The 16,422-nt window shown below is 63.4% G+C and carries 17 protein-coding genes; 9 read left to right on the top strand and 8 right to left on the bottom strand.

Going from position 1 to position 16,422, the window contains the following annotated elements:
* Window positions 1–8: 8 nt before the first annotated feature.
* Complete coding sequence (locus tag WDX12_RS01125) at window positions 9–1,367, bottom strand: Nramp family divalent metal transporter (RefSeq protein WP_434723649.1); 1,359 nt, start codon at window positions 1,365–1,367, stop codon at window positions 9–11.
* Window positions 1,368–1,593: 226 nt separating this feature from the next.
* On the opposite strand from WDX12_RS01125, the gene mntR reads away from it, so the two are divergent.
* The 4 genes from mntR (at window position 1,594) to WDX12_RS01105 (ending at window position 4,852) form a co-directional block, all read left to right on the top strand.
* Window positions 1,594–2,052 (top strand): manganese-binding transcriptional regulator MntR, encoded by a 459-nt coding sequence (gene mntR / locus WDX12_RS01120; RefSeq protein ID WP_040996705.1) that lies wholly within the window; start codon window positions 1,594–1,596, stop codon window positions 2,050–2,052.
* Between the two features lie 97 nt (window positions 2,053–2,149).
* The gene (locus WDX12_RS01115) at window positions 2,150–2,338 is read left to right on the top strand and encodes a hypothetical protein (RefSeq protein ID WP_140640705.1); all 189 of its coding nucleotides are present in this window, start codon (window positions 2,150–2,152) and stop codon (window positions 2,336–2,338) included.
* Between the two features lie 177 nt (window positions 2,339–2,515).
* Window positions 2,516–3,418 carry a KPN_02809 family neutral zinc metallopeptidase gene (gene ypfJ / locus WDX12_RS01110; RefSeq protein ID WP_320293477.1) on the top strand — a complete coding sequence of 301 codons (903 nt, stop codon included), beginning with the start codon at window positions 2,516–2,518 and terminating at the stop codon, window positions 3,416–3,418.
* A gap of 165 nt (window positions 3,419–3,583) precedes the next feature.
* Window positions 3,584–4,852 carry a TCR/Tet family MFS transporter gene (locus tag WDX12_RS01105; protein ID WP_434723648.1) on the top strand — a complete coding sequence of 423 codons (1,269 nt, stop codon included), beginning with the start codon at window positions 3,584–3,586 and terminating at the stop codon, window positions 4,850–4,852.
* A gap of 108 nt (window positions 4,853–4,960) precedes the next feature.
* Here WDX12_RS01105 and WDX12_RS01100 read toward each other — a convergent pair whose 3' ends face one another.
* Both WDX12_RS01100 and carA read right to left on the bottom strand, forming a co-directional pair.
* Entirely contained in the window at window positions 4,961–5,344 is a 384-nt protein-coding gene (locus WDX12_RS01100) for a helix-turn-helix domain-containing protein (RefSeq protein WP_434723647.1), read from the bottom strand.
* A 323-nt stretch (window positions 5,345–5,667) separates the two neighbouring features.
* Window positions 5,668–6,870, bottom strand: a complete 1,203-nt coding sequence (gene carA / locus WDX12_RS01095; RefSeq protein WP_434723646.1) for a glutamine-hydrolyzing carbamoyl-phosphate synthase small subunit — start codon at window positions 6,868–6,870, stop codon at window positions 5,668–5,670.
* 316 nt (window positions 6,871–7,186) lie between these two features.
* On the opposite strand from carA, the gene WDX12_RS01090 reads away from it, so the two are divergent.
* Window positions 7,187–7,636 carry a GatB/YqeY domain-containing protein gene (locus WDX12_RS01090; RefSeq protein WP_320293482.1) on the top strand — a complete coding sequence of 150 codons (450 nt, stop codon included), beginning with the start codon at window positions 7,187–7,189 and terminating at the stop codon, window positions 7,634–7,636.
* Between the two features lie 110 nt (window positions 7,637–7,746).
* On the opposite strand, the gene WDX12_RS01085 is transcribed toward WDX12_RS01090, so the two are convergent.
* Entirely contained in the window at window positions 7,747–8,745 is a 999-nt protein-coding gene (locus tag WDX12_RS01085) for a hypothetical protein (protein WP_434723645.1), read from the bottom strand.
* A gap of 287 nt (window positions 8,746–9,032) precedes the next feature.
* Between WDX12_RS01085 and WDX12_RS01080 the strand changes: the two genes are divergently transcribed.
* Together WDX12_RS01080 and WDX12_RS01075 are read left to right on the top strand one after the other, a co-directional pair.
* The gene (locus tag WDX12_RS01080; protein ID WP_434725755.1) at window positions 9,033–9,743 is read left to right on the top strand and encodes a DNA helicase; all 711 of its coding nucleotides are present in this window, start codon (window positions 9,033–9,035) and stop codon (window positions 9,741–9,743) included.
* A gap of 46 nt (window positions 9,744–9,789) precedes the next feature.
* Window positions 9,790–10,347, top strand: coding sequence for a GNAT family N-acetyltransferase (locus tag WDX12_RS01075; protein ID WP_434723644.1), 558 nt, complete (start codon window positions 9,790–9,792; stop codon window positions 10,345–10,347).
* Between the two features lie 3 nt (window positions 10,348–10,350).
* Here WDX12_RS01075 and WDX12_RS01070 read toward each other — a convergent pair whose 3' ends face one another.
* Entirely contained in the window at window positions 10,351–10,737 is a 387-nt protein-coding gene (locus WDX12_RS01070; protein ID WP_140804369.1) for a DUF983 domain-containing protein, read from the bottom strand.
* 115 nt (window positions 10,738–10,852) lie between these two features.
* Between WDX12_RS01070 and WDX12_RS01065 the strand changes: the two genes are divergently transcribed.
* The gene (locus tag WDX12_RS01065; protein ID WP_434723643.1) at window positions 10,853–12,229 is read left to right on the top strand and encodes a PLP-dependent aminotransferase family protein; all 1,377 of its coding nucleotides are present in this window, start codon (window positions 10,853–10,855) and stop codon (window positions 12,227–12,229) included.
* A gap of 28 nt (window positions 12,230–12,257) precedes the next feature.
* Here WDX12_RS01065 and WDX12_RS01060 read toward each other — a convergent pair whose 3' ends face one another.
* The 3 genes from WDX12_RS01060 to WDX12_RS01050 form a co-directional block, all read right to left on the bottom strand.
* A complete protein-coding gene (locus WDX12_RS01060) occupies window positions 12,258–13,439 on the bottom strand; it encodes an MFS transporter (protein WP_434723642.1) in 1,182 nt (393 codons plus the stop codon).
* A 126-nt stretch (window positions 13,440–13,565) separates the two neighbouring features.
* Entirely contained in the window at window positions 13,566–13,775 is a 210-nt protein-coding gene (locus tag WDX12_RS01055) for a DUF2061 domain-containing protein (RefSeq protein ID WP_095766624.1), read from the bottom strand.
* 184 nt (window positions 13,776–13,959) lie between these two features.
* Window positions 13,960–15,624 carry a Na/Pi cotransporter family protein gene (locus tag WDX12_RS01050; protein WP_434723641.1) on the bottom strand — a complete coding sequence of 555 codons (1,665 nt, stop codon included), beginning with the start codon at window positions 15,622–15,624 and terminating at the stop codon, window positions 13,960–13,962.
* Between the two features lie 363 nt (window positions 15,625–15,987).
* On the opposite strand from WDX12_RS01050, the gene WDX12_RS01045 reads away from it, so the two are divergent.
* Window positions 15,988–16,350: an RcnB family protein gene (locus WDX12_RS01045; protein WP_320293490.1), complete on the top strand. Its 363-nt coding sequence runs from the start codon at window positions 15,988–15,990 to the stop codon at window positions 16,348–16,350.
* Window positions 16,351–16,422 lie beyond the last annotated feature (72 nt).

Raw genomic sequence — 16,422 nt, 5'->3', positions numbered from 1 at the left:
TGTCGCGGTCAGCCGGCGATGGTGTCGTAGAGCAGCTTGAAGTTGAGAACGAGGATGACGGCGGCAACCACCCAGGCCAGCGCCGCGACGCCGCGCGGTATGGCGAAATTGCCCATCTTCTTCTTGTCCGACACGAACTGCACAAGCGGGATGACCGCGAAGGGCAGTTGCATCGACAGCACCACCTGGCTGAAGACCAGCAAATGAGCTGTGCCCTTCTCACCGTAGAACGCGGTGACGGCCACCACCGGCACGATGGCGATGCCGCGCGTCAGGAGGCGCCTTGCCCATTGCGGGATGCGCAGCCGCAGGAAGCCTTCCATCACGATCTGGCCGGCAAGCGTCGCGGTGACCGTCGAGTTGAGGCCGGAGGCCAGCAGCGCGACCGCGAACAGGATCGAGGCGATGCTCAAGCCCAGCAGCGGCGACAAGAGCTCGAAGGCCTGGCCGATCTCGGCAACGTCCTGGTGCCCGGTGTTGTGGAAGGCGACCGCCGCGACGATCAGGATCGAGGCGTTGACGAACAGCGCCAGGATCAGCGCAATGGTCGAATCCATCGTCGCCCATTTGATGGCGTCGCGCTTGCCTGCATCGGTGCGCTCGTAGGCGCGGGTCTGCACGATCGAGGAATGCAGATAGAGATTATGCGGCATGACCGTCGCACCGATGATGCCGATGGCGATGTAGAGCATCGTTGGATTGGTGACGATCTCGGGTGACGGCACGAACATCGAATGCAGGATCGTGCCGGCCGGCGGCGCGGCGACGAAGATCTGGATGGCAAAACAGCCGAAGATGATGATCAGGAGCGCGATGACGAAGGCTTCGAGATAGCGGAAGCCTTTGTTCATCAGGAGAAGCACCAGGAAGGCGTCGAGCGCGGTCAGCACGGCGCCGCCGATCAGCGGAATGCCGAACAGAAGCTGCAGCGCGATCGCCGTGCCGATCACTTCGGCGAGGTCGCAGGCGATGATCGCCAGCTCGCAGGCGATCCAGAGCATCAAATTGACCGGGCGCGGATAGTAGGCGCGGCAGGCCTGGGCAAGGTCGCGCCCGGTGGCGATGCCGAGGCGGGCGGACAGCGCCTGCAGCAGGATCGCCATCAGGTTCGACAACATGATGATGAAAAGCAGCCTGTAGCCGAACTGGGCGCCGCCGGCGAGGTCGGTCGCCCAGTTGCCAGGATCCATATAGCCGACCGAGACCATGTAGCCCGGCCCCATGAAGGCGAACAGGCGGCGGAACCAGACGCCGGTCTGGGGCACCGCGATCGAGGCATTCACCTCGCGCAGACTCGGCTGCTCGTCGTCGGGCCTGTCGAATCGCCATGCGGGTCGGGCTACGGTTGCTGCATCGGCGTCGGACATTGGGGGGATTTCCGCTGGAATGTATCGAATGTGCCTTTTATCTACGCCATGGCTCAACATTATGCAATAGGCTATATTTCATTGATTATGCTTTCGTGTACGCTAAAGCAAGGCTGGCGGCAGGCTGCCGCAGACGCCGGTTGCGCATGCGCGGGAATGCAAATAAACGGCCGGACCATCAGGGTTCGTGTTATGGATGCGATCCCGATTCAAGGAGGAGCGCGTATTGGCGCTGAGGAACAAACCAGTTCGACGCGAGGAGCCGCTTCCCGATGCCGAAATCCATTCGGAAGGGTTCCGGCAGCAGCGCCAAGCGCGCCGCAGCGCGCTGGTTGAGGACTATGTCGAGCTGATCGCCGACCTGATCGAGGACGGCAACGAGGCGCGGCAGGTGGATATCGCGGCAAGGCTCGGCGTTGCGCAGCCGACGGTGGCAAAGATGCTGACCAGGCTGTGCGCCGATGGGTTGGTGTCGCGAAAGCCCTATCGCGGCGTGTTCCTGACCGAAGCCGGCCGCAAGGTCGCCGAGGAAAGCCGCATCCGCCACCAGACGGTTGAGGCGTTCCTACGCTCGCTCGGCGTCAGCGCCGAGACGGCGCGCATCGACGCCGAGGGCATCGAGCACCATGTCAGCGCCGAAACGCTGGAAGCTTTCCGCCGGGCGATGACGCATCGCCAGGCCTAGGTCTCCGGCCAGTCCGATTGGATTGAAGCGGAACCGACGCATCTCCGCCGCATTACTTCCCACACATCGCGCGATTATCGCGCTCAAGGAGGAAGCAATGGGCGTCGAACAGGCACCGACCGCTAAAGGAAAGCAGGCAGCCAGGGGATTGCGGCAGGCGGCCGCCAAGGACGAGCGCAAGACCGAGGCCGAGACCGGCCATCCGCTGAAGAAGGGCGCGGCGCGTTTCGAGGAACGTTCGAAGAGTTCGGACGGCAAGAGCGCAGGCGCCAAGCAGAAAAGTTGAGGTTTTTAGCCAGTTTATGGTCGGTCGGCTTTACCTGCCTGATTGAAGTTTCCGGCGCGGCCGACATCTGGCCGGAGCGAAAAATTCTGTGACTTAGGCCAGCCGTTGCGATAATTGTCTGTAGGGGGCGGTCGCGGGCCAGTCCCTCCAGGACATTCGCGTTTGCGAGGAGTTGCCATGCTTTGGAGAGGCCGTCGTCAGAGCGACAACATCGAGGATGAACGCAGTGACAGCGGCGGTGGCGGTGGATTGGGTGGCGGCGGCCAGTTCCAGCTTCCCATCGGTGGCCGTACCGGCGGTGGCGGCAGCATCCTCCTGGTTATCCTGGTCGTGCTCGCGGGATGGTATTTCGGCTTCGACCCGTCGCAAATCCTGGGCGGCGGCGATGGCGGCCAGATCACCGACAACAGCGGCTCGCAGGACAATGGCGGCGCGCCCGCCAATGACGAGATGAAGCAGTTCGTGGCGACGGTGCTGGCGGAAACCGAAGACACCTGGACCGGCATCTTCAAGTCCCAGGGCCTGACCTATGAGGATCCCAAGCTGGTGCTGTTCAGCGGCCAGGTCCGTTCGGCCTGCGGTTTCGCCTCGGCGGCGGCCGGGCCGTTCTATTGCCCGGGTGATCACAAGGTCTATCTCGACATGACCTTCTTCCAGCAGCTCGACCAGCAGTTCGGCGCCTCCGGCGAGTTCGCGCGTGCCTATGTGGTGGCGCATGAGGTCGGCCACCATGTGCAGAACCTCACCGGCATCATGGAAAAGTTCAACCAGATGCGGCAAGGCATGAGCGAGGCCGACGCCAACCAGCTCTCGGTGCGCATCGAGCTTCAGGCCGATTGCTTCGCCGGCGTGTGGGCCCACTACACCCAGCAAAAAGGCATATTGGAGCAGGGCGATATCGAAAGCGCGCTGAATGCCGCCAAGCAGATCGGCGACGATACGCTGCAGAAGAAGATGCAGGGCTATGTCGTGCCGGAAAGCTTCAACCATGGCACCTCGCAGCAGCGGCAGACATGGCTGGCGCGCGGCTACAAGAGCGGCAAGCTGTCCGACTGCAACACGATGAGCGGTCCGATCTGAGGCGTCGCTGCCGCTTCTTTTAGGGTGACGACGACGATCGAAGATGGCTGGCAAGGGATGTCAGCATAGGACGTTTGCCTGCGTTCGCGGATTGTTCCAGTCGCTTACCTCGCCTATAAGGTGCCTCCCGCCTGTGCCCCGAGGCGGCCTGAGGAGCTTGTCACCATGATCGACCCGAAAACCGCCAAGCGGGGCCTTGCGCTCGTTTTCACGACGCTGCTGCTCGACATCATCGGCTTCGGCATCATCATGCCGGTGCTGCCGGCCTATCTGGAGGAACTGAGCGGCGTCAGCGTCAGTGAGGCCGCGATCGAGGGCGGCTGGTTGTTCTTCGTCTATGCGGCGATGCAATTCTTCTTCGCACCGATCATCGGCGGCCTGAGCGACCGCTTCGGGCGCCGGCCGGTCCTGCTTGCCTCGGTGCTGACCTTCTCGATCGACAATTTGATCTGCGCCGTCGCCTGGTCCTATCCGATGCTGTTCATCGGCCGGGTGCTCGCCGGCATTTCCGGCGCCAGCTATTCGACGACATCCGCCTTCATCGCCGACATCTCGAACGACGAGAACCGGGCGAAGAATTTCGGCCTGCTCGGCATCGCCTTCGGCGTCGGCTTCGTCATCGGCCCGGTGCTGGGCGGGCTGCTCGGCACGTTCGGGCCGCGCGTGCCGTTCTATTTCGCCGCCGCGCTTGCCTTGGTGAATTTCCTGATCGCGATGTTCCTGCTGCCGGAGACGCTGGATGAGAAGCATCGTCGCCGCTTCGAGTGGAAGCGCGCCAATCCGGTCGGCACGCTGATGCAGATGCGCAATTATCCGGGCATCGGCTGGATCGGGCTGGTGTTCTTCCTGATGACGCTCGGCCACATGATGTATCCGGCGGTCTGGTCATTCGTCTCCACGTATCGCTATGGCTGGAACCAGCAGCAGATAGGCCTTTCGCTCGGCGCCTTCGGCCTGTGCGGCGCGATCGTCATGGCGACGGTGCTGCCGCGGATCATTCCGAAACTTGGCGAGTGGAAGACGGCGGCGATCGGGCTGACCTTCACCGCGCTCAGCGCCTTCGGCTACGCGTTTTCGACGCAAGGCTGGATGATCTATGCGGTGATCGTGGCTGGCTGCCTGGAAGCGCTGGCCGATCCGCCGCTCAGAAGCCTCGCCGCCGCCAAGGTGCCGCCTTCGGCGCAAGGCGAATTGCAGGGCGCGATGACCTCGATCTTCTCGATCACCTCGATCATCACGCCGCTGCTCTACACCGCGATCTTTTCCTGGTTCACGAGCCCGACGGCGCCGATTGTGTTCGGCGGCGCGCCCTATGTGCTCGGTGCGATTTTCCTGACGCTGGCGGTCATCGTCTTCGTGACGAAAGTGGCCAGGCCGACCCCGAGGGAAGTCGAGCGCATGCACACACAGGAGGCTGTGACGGACCCGGCCTGAGGACGACTAAAGCGCGTCGCAATCTTCAGATTCGCTCCATGCGCTTTAGGTTTTTGATTTACGCATGTCTTTATCCCGAAACCGGTTCCCACTTTCGGGAGACATGCTTTAAGGCTCGATCCATTCTCCGGGGATATCGAGCGCCTTCGCCAGCATTGCGCTGGTCTGCTCAGACGGCTTACGGCGATTGGATTCGAGGTCCGACAGGAAACCCTGGCTCACACCGATCGCCGCGGCCAGTTCGGCTTGGGTGAGCTTTCGCCAGTTGCGCAGCGCCTTTAGTCGACTGGAGCCGCGCAAGACATCCATGGTGACGTCCGCCGGCAGCGCCCTTTCGGTTTTGAGGTCGGCTTCGCGCTCGTCATAGATGGCGACATCCGCAGCATCTTCGAGAGCCTCCTCGGCGGCATGCAGCAACGCCTCGTAATCCGCTTTAGGGATCACGACCAATTCCTCGCCGGTTGAGGTTTTAATGATTTGCGGGGCATTCATGACTTCTTGTCCTGCTATGACCTGCTGTAGGTTGTTGTCTCGCGTTTTCCTATGTAGATCGCCAGGATAGTGGCGCGGTCCTCATCGAATATAACTCGGTAGCGACCGATGCGCAGCCTGTAGCCATCTCTACCAGCTAAACGCTTGACATCTCCTCGACCGCTTATCGCGTAACCTATCAGGCCCTCGGATACCTGATTCCGAACGTCGGCGGGTAGATTGTCGAGATCACGAGCCGCGGCTGCCGAGAGGATGATAGTCTTCACGGATATCGCCGCTCATATCTCTATTTCGGCGATATTATAGCTAACATACGGAGTGTGTCAACGTTCCGCCAGAGGTTCCTCGCCGCGCCGCTCGCGGATCAGGTTGACGAAGCGGCGGAAGAGGTAGTGCGAATCCTGCGGGCCGGGCGAGGCCTCGGGATGATGCTGGACCGAGAACACCGGCCGGCCGGTCAGCGCGATGCCGCAATTCGAGCCGTCGAAGAGCGAGACATGGGTTTCCTCGACGCCTTCGGGCAGCGAGTCGGCGTCGACGGCGAAACCGTGGTTCATCGAGACGATCTCGACCTTGCCGGTGGTGTGGTCCTTGACCGGATGGTTGGCGCCATGGTGGCCCTGATGCATCTTCTCGGTCCTGCCGCCAAGCGCGAGCGCCAGCATCTGATGGCCGAGGCAGATGCCGAACACCGGGATGTCGGTCTTCAACAGGCTCTGGATCACCGGCACGGCATATTCGCCGGTCGCTTCCGGGTCGCCGGGGCCGTTCGACAGGAAAATGCCGTCCGGCTGCATCGCCAGGATCTCGTCCGCACCCGTCTTGGCCGGGACGACAGTGACCTTGGCGCCGAGGCCCGCCAGCAGGCGCAGGATGTTGCGCTTGACGCCATAGTCGACGGCCACGACATGCATCGAAGGCTCGCCCTGCTCGCCATAGCCTTCATTCCAGATCCAAGGCGTCTCGCGCCAGACCGAGGACTGGCCGGACGTGACCTCCTTGGCGAGATCGAGGCCGATCAGGCCTGACCAGGCTGCGGCCTGGCGCTTCAGGTCCTCGATGTCGAAGACGCCATCGGGCGCATGCGCGATGACGGCATTGGGCATGCCCTTCTCGCGGATCAGCACGGTCAGTGCGCGGGTGTCGATGCCGGACAGCGCGACAATGCCACGCCGCTTCAGCCACTGGTCGAGATGACCGGCTGCGCGATAGTTTGACGGGTCGGTGACATTGGCCTTGAAGATGGCGCCGACAGCGCCCGCGCGGGCGGCTGGATGCAAATCCTCGATATCCTCGTCATTGGTGCCGACATTGCCGATATGCGGGAAGGTGAAGGTGACGATCTGGCCGGCATAGGAAGGATCGGTGAGGATTTCCTCGTAGCCGGTCAGCGCGGTGTTGAAGCACACTTCCGCAACGGCCGATCCCGTGGCGCCAAGGCCGCGGCCCTCGATCACCGTGCCGTCGGCGAGGACCAGAAGGGCGGTCGGCTTTTCGGTGGCCCATGGGGCGGTGGTCGTGGCCATGGCGGCACTCCTGTCGGTCGCCTCAATCGGTCGGCGGGACCGTTTCGCGGCAAGGCGCGCAAGCTGGATATTTCAGCTCCCACGCGTTGACTCTCGTTGGTCATGTCGTTTTCCCAAAACCGCTAAGCACTTTTGGGCGACATGACTCCATTGTCTCATGCAGGACCGAGTACATAGGGGAAGGCGCCCAAGCGGTCAATGTCGCGACCTCAGACCAGACACAATTTGCTTTCGTCCAGCAATATCAGCGGCTTGCAAGGATTTGCCTTGCCCGTTCGGCAAAGCTATTGTCCGCCGCATTCGAAGGAGAAGCACGATGCGCGAGAAAATCGCCGAATCCACCAAGAGCGCGATGAAGGCGCAGGACAAGGATCGCCTGCCAACGTTGCGGCTGATCCAGGCCGCGATCCACGACCGCGACATCGTCAATCGCGGCGCCGGCAGGCCGGCGGCGGGCGATGACGAAATCCTGCAGATCCTGTCCAAGATGGCCAAGCAGCGCGAGGAATCGGCCAAGGCATTCGAGGACGGCAAGCGGCCGGAACTTGCCGCCAAGGAACGCGCCGAGATGGAGGTCATCCTCGGCTTCCTGCCGAAGCAGCTCGACGATGCGGCGATCACGGCCGCCGCGCGCGAGGCGATCGCGGCGACGGGTGCCGCCAGCCAGAAGGACATGGGCAAGGTGATCGGCGCGCTGAAGCAGAAATATGCCGGCCAGATGGACTTTGCCAAGGCGAGCGCCATCATCAAGGGGCTGCTGCAGTAGACAACAGCCTAGAGCGGTTCAGCGTTTCACGGAATCACTGAACCGCTCTAGGTTTTTGTTTTTACGCAATTCCGAACGGAAAACCGCTACACACTTTTCCTGGAATTGCTTTAGTCCTTGCACATCGGCACTGGCTGCGGCGGCGGCGCCGGATGGTCCTTCTTGTACTGCGCGATGATCGGCTCCAGCGTCTTCTTCGGCCAGAACTTGGGCGTGCCGATCTCCTTCAGGCAGGAGGCGTTCCAATAGGTAGCCGAGCCTGAGAGCGCCTGGCCAGCGGCCTTGGCCCGGACGACAGCGGCGATGTCGCGCGATTCCGGATAGATGTAGAGCGTCGTCGGGCTGTTCTTGACCATCGGGATGATCTGCTCGGCATCGGCGGGCGACCAGCTGGTGCAGCCGTTGCTGCGGCCGCCAGCATAGTTCACCAGCTTGCCGAACGGGACAAAACCGTCATGGTCGGCGTAAGAGCTTTGCGGGTTCTTGCGCATGCACAAGCCCTTCAGAATAGCTGCAGGATGGCCGCCGATGACGCGCTCCCGGGCATTGGCGGCCTCGCCCTCGCCGTCGAACTGGATGAAAGTGCGCATGAACACGGCGTTCTGCGCGCCGACGCGGTAGTAGCCCTTGAAGGAGGTCTTGGTCTCGGCGGTCATATAGGCGCCGCCGGCCGTCAGCTCGGAGTCCATCGCGTTGCCGAAGTTCTTCGCGCAACGCCGGCCGTTTGAGAAATCGGCGACCCCTTTCAGGTTGCGGCCGCCGCCATGCCCCGAGGAAACCGCGCGGAAAAGCTGCTTGGCTTCGCAGATGACGTAATAGCGCTGGCCGAGCACGCTGTTGCCCAAATCGCCGGGACGCGTCGCGTCCATGGCGAAATAGCAGGGGTTGCTGACCGAGCCATCGCTGACCTTCTTCTGGTAGAGCGCGCGCGCCCGCTCCAGAACGACCTGCGAAATCTGGCCCTCGCCGTCGCCGACATGGCGCTGCAGCCAGTCGGGAACGGTCGACGGTCGCAAGGCCGCGAACGAGCTGACGGACGCCGTCAAGGCGGCGAGAATCGCAACAAGACAAAAGATGGCCGCGCCCAGCGGAACAGATCTCAACCGCACCGGTTTGCCCCTCCTGTCGAAATGTCTCGCACCCGTGAATCATACGGGCCGATCATAGAAGGTCTTGCATCGATCGGCGAAACACTTCTAGTTCAGCGACGCCTTTTGCAGGTTGGATTTTCGGACCGCTTCGATTGCGCTATGATCTGATTCCGGCGCGCCCACGCCTCCTCCCTCCCTCCATCGGGAAGCATCGTTCATGCAGGGCAATCCGTCACCCGACCAACTGTTCGAGCGCCAGGCATAAGGAGGGGTTGTCGAGACTGCTCGCGGCAGGAGGTTTTTCGATGCGGCTTTCCGCACCCGTCTATCGTCTGAAGCGCCAGGCGAGGCTGCTGTCCCGACGGGAAAATGTTCCACTCCATACGGCACTCGACCGCATTGCCGGTGAAGAAGGTTTTGGCAGTTGGAGCCTGCTTGCGGCGAAAGCCGCCGACGTCAAGCCCGCCGGCACCCTGTTGGCGCGGCTGCTGCCCGGCGACATGGTTCTCGTGGCGGCGCGGCCGGGCCAGGGCAAGACGCTGATGAGCCTCGAGCTCGCCGTGGCGGCCATGAAGCAAGGCAATCGCGCCGTCTTCTTCACCCTGGAATACATGCACGCCGACATCCTGGACCGGTTCCGCGACATCGGGATCGACCCGGCCGCCTTCGACCATCAGTTCGACTTCGACAATTCCGACGCGATCAGCGCCGACTACGTCATCGAGACGTTGCGGTCGGCGCCGCGCGGCACACTGGCGGTCATCGACTATCTACAACTGCTCGACCAGAAGCGGGAGAATCCCGAGCTCATGGTCCAGATCCGCGCCTTGAAGGCGTTTGCCAGGGAACGGGGACTGGTGCTGGTCTTCATCTCGCAGGTCGACAGGTCCTTTGATTCCTCCGGGAAACCGGTCCCGGATATCGGCGATATCCGGCTGCCGAACCCGATCGACCTGTCGCTGTTCGACAAGGCCTGTTTCCTGAACAAGGGCGAAATCCGGTTTCACGCGACTTGAGGGCGATCCGTCTCGCGGCTATGCGGGCCATGACAGGAAACGAACCATGATCGAAATCGTCAGACCGGCGCTCGAGCATTTGCCTTCCTACAAGGCGGCGCTGGAGCGCGGGTGGTCGCCCGACAATGTGCGGCTCCTCGAAGCTACGCGCGAGCAGCTCGAGGCGATCGAGGAAGATCCTGTCGCCTTTCTCGCCAGCCTTGACGACCCCGAAGCGAAGGGGCCGCCCATCACCTTGCCCGACGGCACCAAGGTCGCGCGGCTGCCTGGCTTCCGGCGCTGGCTCTGGGATGGCGAGGCTGCCGGCTCGATCGGCTTTCGCTGGCAGAAGGGCACGTCGGCGCTGCCCTCGCATGTGCTTGGCCATATCGGCTATGCGGTGGTGCCGTGGAAGCGGAACCGGGGCTATGCCACTGAAGCGCTGCGGCTGATGCTGGACGAGGCGAGGGCGGTCGGGCTCGATTATGTCGAGATCACCGCGAAGCCGGGCAATCCGGCTTCGCACAAGGTCATCACGGCCAATGGCGGCAGGCTTGCCGGCCATTTCTTCGAGGATGCCGCCTATGGTGGCGCGGAGAGCCTCAAGTTCCGCATCGACCTTTGAAGGTTACTCGCCGGGCCTGGCCAGCCGTCCTTCTTCCGCCTTGTGGTAGAACTGGCTTGCCACGAGCCAGCCTTTGAGTGGCCTCAGCGGCGGGATGCAAGTCGCCAGAACGATCGGGATCGAAACGAAGGCGTGGAACCACATGGAGGGCTCGAAAGTCACCTGCGCCCAGACGGCGAACAGCACCGAAGGCACACAGGCAAAGCAGATGACGAAGAAGGCCGGGCCGTCGGCGGGATCGGCAAAGGAATAGTCGAGCCCGCAGACATCGCATTTCGGAGCCAGCTTCAAGAACCCCTCGAACAGGTGGCCCTCTCCGCAACGCGGGCAGCGGCCCCGGATCCCTACCTGCCAAGGTATCAGACGTGGATAATGTGCAAGGTCTTCCATGATCGTCGCTCCAACGGACCTCGCGTGAGGCCCAGCCTGGCCTTGAGGTCTCGCATGCATACATATATCATACTTGTATGCATACAATGCGACAAAATGTATGGATTGGTGATAAGTGACCGGCGAAAGCGACATCGGCTGGCTCCCGGTCCTGGAGACAGGGCCGCGACCGGTCTATCTGAAGATCGTCGAGGCGCTCGCGGATGCCCGCTCGAACGGCCGGTTGCAGCCCGGGGACAGGTTGCCGCCGCAGCGGGAACTCGCCCGGTCGCTGGGGGTCGACCTCACGACCGTCACGCGGGCGTTTTCAGAAGCCCGGCGCAGGAACCTTATCGACGCGACGGCGGGCCGGGGCACCTTCGTCACGCCAGGCGAACCGGAAGAGCCTGTCCTCGATCTCAGCATGAACATTCCGCCGGCACCCGTCGGTCTCAACCTGCCGACCTTGATCAGGACGGGGATCGAGGGGTTGCTCAAGCGCTCCAGCGCCGAAGCGCTGCTTTCCTACCATCCCGGTCCGGGCTCGCCCGTGGAGCGCGCCGTCGGCTCGTTGTGGCTCGCCGAAGCGGGGGACAGGCCGCCGGTTGACAGGGTCGTTGTCGGATCGGGCGCGCAGGCGTTGCTCACGGCCGTCGTGCTGTCTCAGAGCCGCGAGGGCGATACGATCCTCGCCGATACGCTGACCTATCCCGGGCTGATCGCGCTGGCCGGAGCCGCGCGACGCAAGCTCGCTGCTGTCGCAAACGACGGCGAGGGTATGCGGCCGGACGACCTCGAAGAGGCGGCGCGGCGGCATGGCGCCCGTGTCCTCTACCTCAATCCGACGCTTCAAAATCCGACCGCATCCGTCATGCCCGAAGGCCGGCGGCGGGAACTCGTCCGCATGGCCGACAAGCTCGAGCTGACCGTCATCGAGGACGATCCCTACAGAAGGTTGCTGGCAGGCCCTCCACCGGCCTTTTTAAACCTGACGCCGAAGCGGACTTTCCATGTCGCGACATTGGCGAAATGCATCTCGCCTTTCCTGCGCACGGCCTTCCTGGCGGCCCCTGACCCGCTGGCCGCCGAGCGGATCGCGGCTGCGATACGCGGCACGACGATGATGGCGCCGCCGCTGATGACGGGCCTCGCCTGCGAATGGCTGCGCAGCGGTCTTGCCGGGGAAATCGCCGCCGCCGTGCGCACTGAAGCGCAGGCCAGGCAGGAGATCGCGCGCAGCATCCTGCCCAAGGGTTTTGTGGCATCGGAGTCCGGCCTGCATCTGTGGTATCCGCTGGCGAGCCAGTTGCGCTCCGCAGAACTCGCCGACATCGCCCGTCGCCGAGGGCTCGCCATCAGCCCGGCGGAAGAGTTTGCCGCCGGGCAGGAGTTTCCCAACGGCTTCCGCCTGGCGCTGGGCGCCACGCCCAACCGCGAACGGTTGAAGGAAGGCCTTGAAAGCCTGGCCTCCATCCTTTCGGGAGCGCCAGACTCCTCGCGACCGAAGGTCTGAGGCAGCAAATTGAAAGCTTGGCGGCCTGTTACTCGGCCGCCGCGGGCAGCGGCGGCGTCGCCCGGCTGCGCCATTCCCAGGCCTGCGAGGCGGCAGCCACCACCACCGCCACAAGCATGGCCAGGGCGCCGGCCAGCGGCAGGCTGCGATAGCCGTAGCCGGCATTGAGCATAGCCGCGCCCAGCGAGGCGGCCAGCGCGATGCCGACATTGAAGCCGGACGGGATCAGCGAGGAGGCAAGGTTGGAGGCATCGGCCGTCCAGGCGAGGATGCGCGTCTGGATCGGCGCGCCGATGGCGAAGTTGAGACCGCCCCAAATGACGATGGCGACGACCATCGGCACCGGGTAGGGGCTGACGAGATGGATGACGCCAAGCGCCACCGCCTGCAGGGCAAGCATGACGATCAGCGAGGGCATCAGCTTCCAGTCGGCGAGCTTACCGCCGACCAGGACGCCGATCGTGGCGCCGACGCCGTTGAGCAAAAGCACAAGGGGGATCAGGCTCTCGTCGAGGCCCGTGACTTCGAGCAGCATCGGCGTGATGTAGGTGAACAGCGCGAACTGGCCGATCATCAGCATCAGCATCAGGATCAGCGACGTCCAGACCTGCTGGCGGCCGAGCACACGAACTTCGCGCGCCAGCCCGGCCGGCCGGTTGGCGGCGCCCGCCGTGCGCGGCAGCAGCGCCAGCATGGCGACGATCGCGATGATGCCCAATGCGCCCATCACCCAGAAGGTCGCGCGCCAACCCCACAGGCTGCCGATCGCCGTGCCCACTGGCACGCCGATGATATTGGAAACCGTCAATCCCGAGAGGATGACCGCGACCGCACGGCCGCGCTGGTCCTCGCGCACCAGGCTGACCGCAACCACCATGGCGACGCCGAAATAGCAGCCATGCGCCACCGCGGTTGCGATACGCAGCAGGAGCATCGAGGTGAAATCGGGGGCCAGCGCGCAGGCCACCTGGCCAAGGGTAAAGGCGATCGTCAGCCCGATCAGCAGCGTCTTGCGCGAGACCTTGCCAGTGGCCAAAGCCAAGAGCGGGCCGCCAATGGCAATGCCGCAGGCATAGCCCGAGACGAGATAACCGGCGGTCGGCACCGAAACGCCAAGGCCCTGCGCCACCTCCGGCAGCACGCCGGCGATGACGAATTCGGTGGTGCCGAAGGCGAAGGCGGCAAGGAAAAGGGCAATCAGCGGCAGCATGGTTCAAAACATAAGCGAGGAATGCATGCCTCAAACCACGCCCGGGCGGGCGCGGCAATGCAGAAATTGGCGATGGCGCTTTAGCTTTTCTTGACTGGACCGATCAGAACCGGCCTGTCGCCGCGACTATGCCGCCGTTTTGCGCCCGTAGGGGATCTTCAGCCAGGCCCGTTCATGCAGGTAATAGAGCAGCGACTTGGTGACGACTTCGGTGAGCCCGATGGTGGCCGCGAGCTTGATGCTGCCGGTGACCACCAGGGATATGATCATCGTGTCGATCGTGCCGGTGGCGCGCCAGGAAAGCGCCTTGGCGAAGCTGCGCGAATGCGTGTCCATCGACGGATCGTCCTCCCAACAGGTCCTCAGGCGATCCTTAGCCGACGCAAGCGAGGATGAGCAAAGACTAATTTTTCCGGCTGCCTTCGATAGCGGTTGACCGTCTCACAAAAACCGGTCAACCGCCTTTTTGTTTTGCGCAATTCCGGACGGAAAACCGCTTCACACTTTTCCTGGAATTGCCCTAGCTCGCCTTCAGCCGCGAGCCGCCAAGCAGGCCTCGCTCCTCGAGCACCGGGTAGGCGATCGAGGCGAGCAGCGAGTTGATCTGCTTCAGGTCGCGGATGGTGTCGAGGTGGATCGAGCTCGTCTCGACGCTCTTGGCGGTACCTTCGCGCAGGCGCAGGAAATGGCTGGCGCTGGTTTCCTTCTCGCGTTCGCGCAGCAGGTCCTTTTCCAGCACCAGTTGCCTGGCGGTTTCCGGATCGCGCGAGACCAGCACGTTGAAGGCGAGCCGCGCATTGGCGAGCACCGAGGAATGGAAGGCGCAAAGCTCCTGCCAGCCTTCGGGGGTGAACTCCAGGCCGCGCTCCAGCTTCTTCCTGACATGCACCAGCATGTTGCGCACGATGATGTCGCCGACCTGCTCCAGCTTGACGCAGGCGCCGATCAGTTCCTGGCACCGCAATGCCTCGTCCTCGCTCAGCGGATTCCTGGTGATCTTGGCGAGATAGAGCTTGATCGCGGCGTGCTTCCTGTCGACGCGGTCGTCGAGCGCGGCAAGCGCCTTGATCTTGGCGGGGTCGGCATCCTCGTAAAGCTCGATGATGCGCTTCAGCATGATCTCGACCGTCTCGCAGACCCGCACCACTTCGCGCGTCGCGTTGGCCAGCGCCTGGCTCGGCGTATCGAGGGCGCTCTCGTTCAGCGCCGACAGCTCGACGACCTCGAGCGCGGCGGCCGGTTGCGGCTCGCTGCCCAGCGCCACGATCTTTTCGGAAGCGCGGTAGACGAGCCCGGCCAGCGGCAGTCCGGCCAGCAGGATCAGCACGTTGAACAGGATGTGGGCGTTGACGATCTGATCCGGCGCGGTCTTGCCGAGGAAGGCGACATCCGGCTTGAAGGTCATGATCAGGACCAGCATGATCAGCGAGCCGAGGCCGCGCATCAAAAGGTTGCCGATCGGCACGACGCGCACTTCCGGTGGCGCCGACCGCGTCAGCATCGGCGCGATCAGCGACGAGCCAAGGTTGACGCCAAGCACCAGCACCACGCCGAGTTCCGGCGTGATCAGCCCGCGGCCCGCCAGCGTCGCCATCAAGAGCACCGCGGCGATGCTCGACTGGAACAGCCAGGTGACCAGCGCGGCCAGGAGATAGGTGGTGATGGAATCGCCCGAGAAATAATTGATGATCAGCGGCATCAACTGGCTGTTGCGCAGCGGCTCCGACGCCTGACCGATCATCTCCAGCGACAGGATCAGCAGGCCGACACCGATCAGGATACGGCCCAACTGGCGCCAGTCGCGCCGCTCGGTGGCCATGAACATGACCGTGCCCGCGATCAGGCAGAGCGGCACCAAAAGCGTGAGGTCGAAGGTGAGCAGCTTGGCGACCAGCGCCGAACCGATCTCGGCGCCGCGCACCGCCAATTGTCCGGCGGCGCCCGAAACGATGCCGGCGCCGGCGAAGGAGCCGACCAGCAGCGTCACCGCGGTCGAGCTCTGCAGCGCGACCGCCAGCCCACAGCCGGCCAGCACCGCCATGATCGGATTGCGCATGGTGGCGCGCAGCCTATGGCGCAGCACGTCGCCATAGGCGCGCTCGACGCCTGTCTTCACCATGCGGGTGGCGAACAGCATCAGCGCCACCGCGCCGGCAAGGTGCAAGAGGACGACGGAGCCGCTCATGGCCGACCTCGCGGGGCGGCTCCGGCGACGCGGAGAGGGATGCGAATCTTAGCCATATCGTGGCCTGGAAATATACCAGTTAAGATTAGCCGAATAATAGATTTTTCTGATGCGATGATAGCCTTTGCTCGACGCGCCATGTCGGAAATGAGCGCGGAGCGCATTGGTTGCGCGGGCCGCGCGACGACGCTTCGCCCGGAATGAAGCGACACCTGGACGGCAGGGCCGGGCGTGATCCGGAATCTTGTTGAAGCAGTCTGCGCAAGCATCGGAAACCATTACAGAATTGTAATTCTCATGTTCAGTTTCAGTTCATCCATCGGCGGCTACTCCTCTGCCTATCGACAACAAGGAGTACTGACCATGAAGCGTCTCATACTTTGCGCCGTCACCGCCTCGATGCTGGCCGCTTCGGCCTTCACCGGCCAGGCCGCGCCGCTCGCCCAGCCGAGCGCGCCGCGGTCGAATTACACGCAGGTCGACTGGCAGAAGCCCGACCGGCATGTCGACAAGCGCGTCATCGTCAAGAAGAAGGTGGTGAAGCGCAGCCATTGGCGCAACGGCCAGAGATACTCCAACTGGAAGCGCCACCAGCCGGTCCGCGACTGGAACCGCTACGGCCTGCGCCGTCCCGGCCCCGGCCAGGAGTGGATCCGCGTCGGCAACGACTATGTGCTGGTCAGCATCCTCTCCGGCATCATCTTCGGTGCAATCGCCGCGCAGTAATCCGCCGCAATCCGGAAATTCAGAAGGCGGCCGCCTGGCCGCCTTCTTTTCGTCTGTGAAAAGCGGGTACGA

The sequence above is a fragment of the Mesorhizobium sp. RIZ17 genome, assembly GCF_051127865.1.
Taxonomy (GTDB): Bacteria; Pseudomonadota; Alphaproteobacteria; order Rhizobiales; family Rhizobiaceae; genus Mesorhizobium; species Mesorhizobium humile.
Note: the sequence above shows the minus strand (reverse complement) of the source record. Positions and strands in the feature narration are given on the sequence as shown.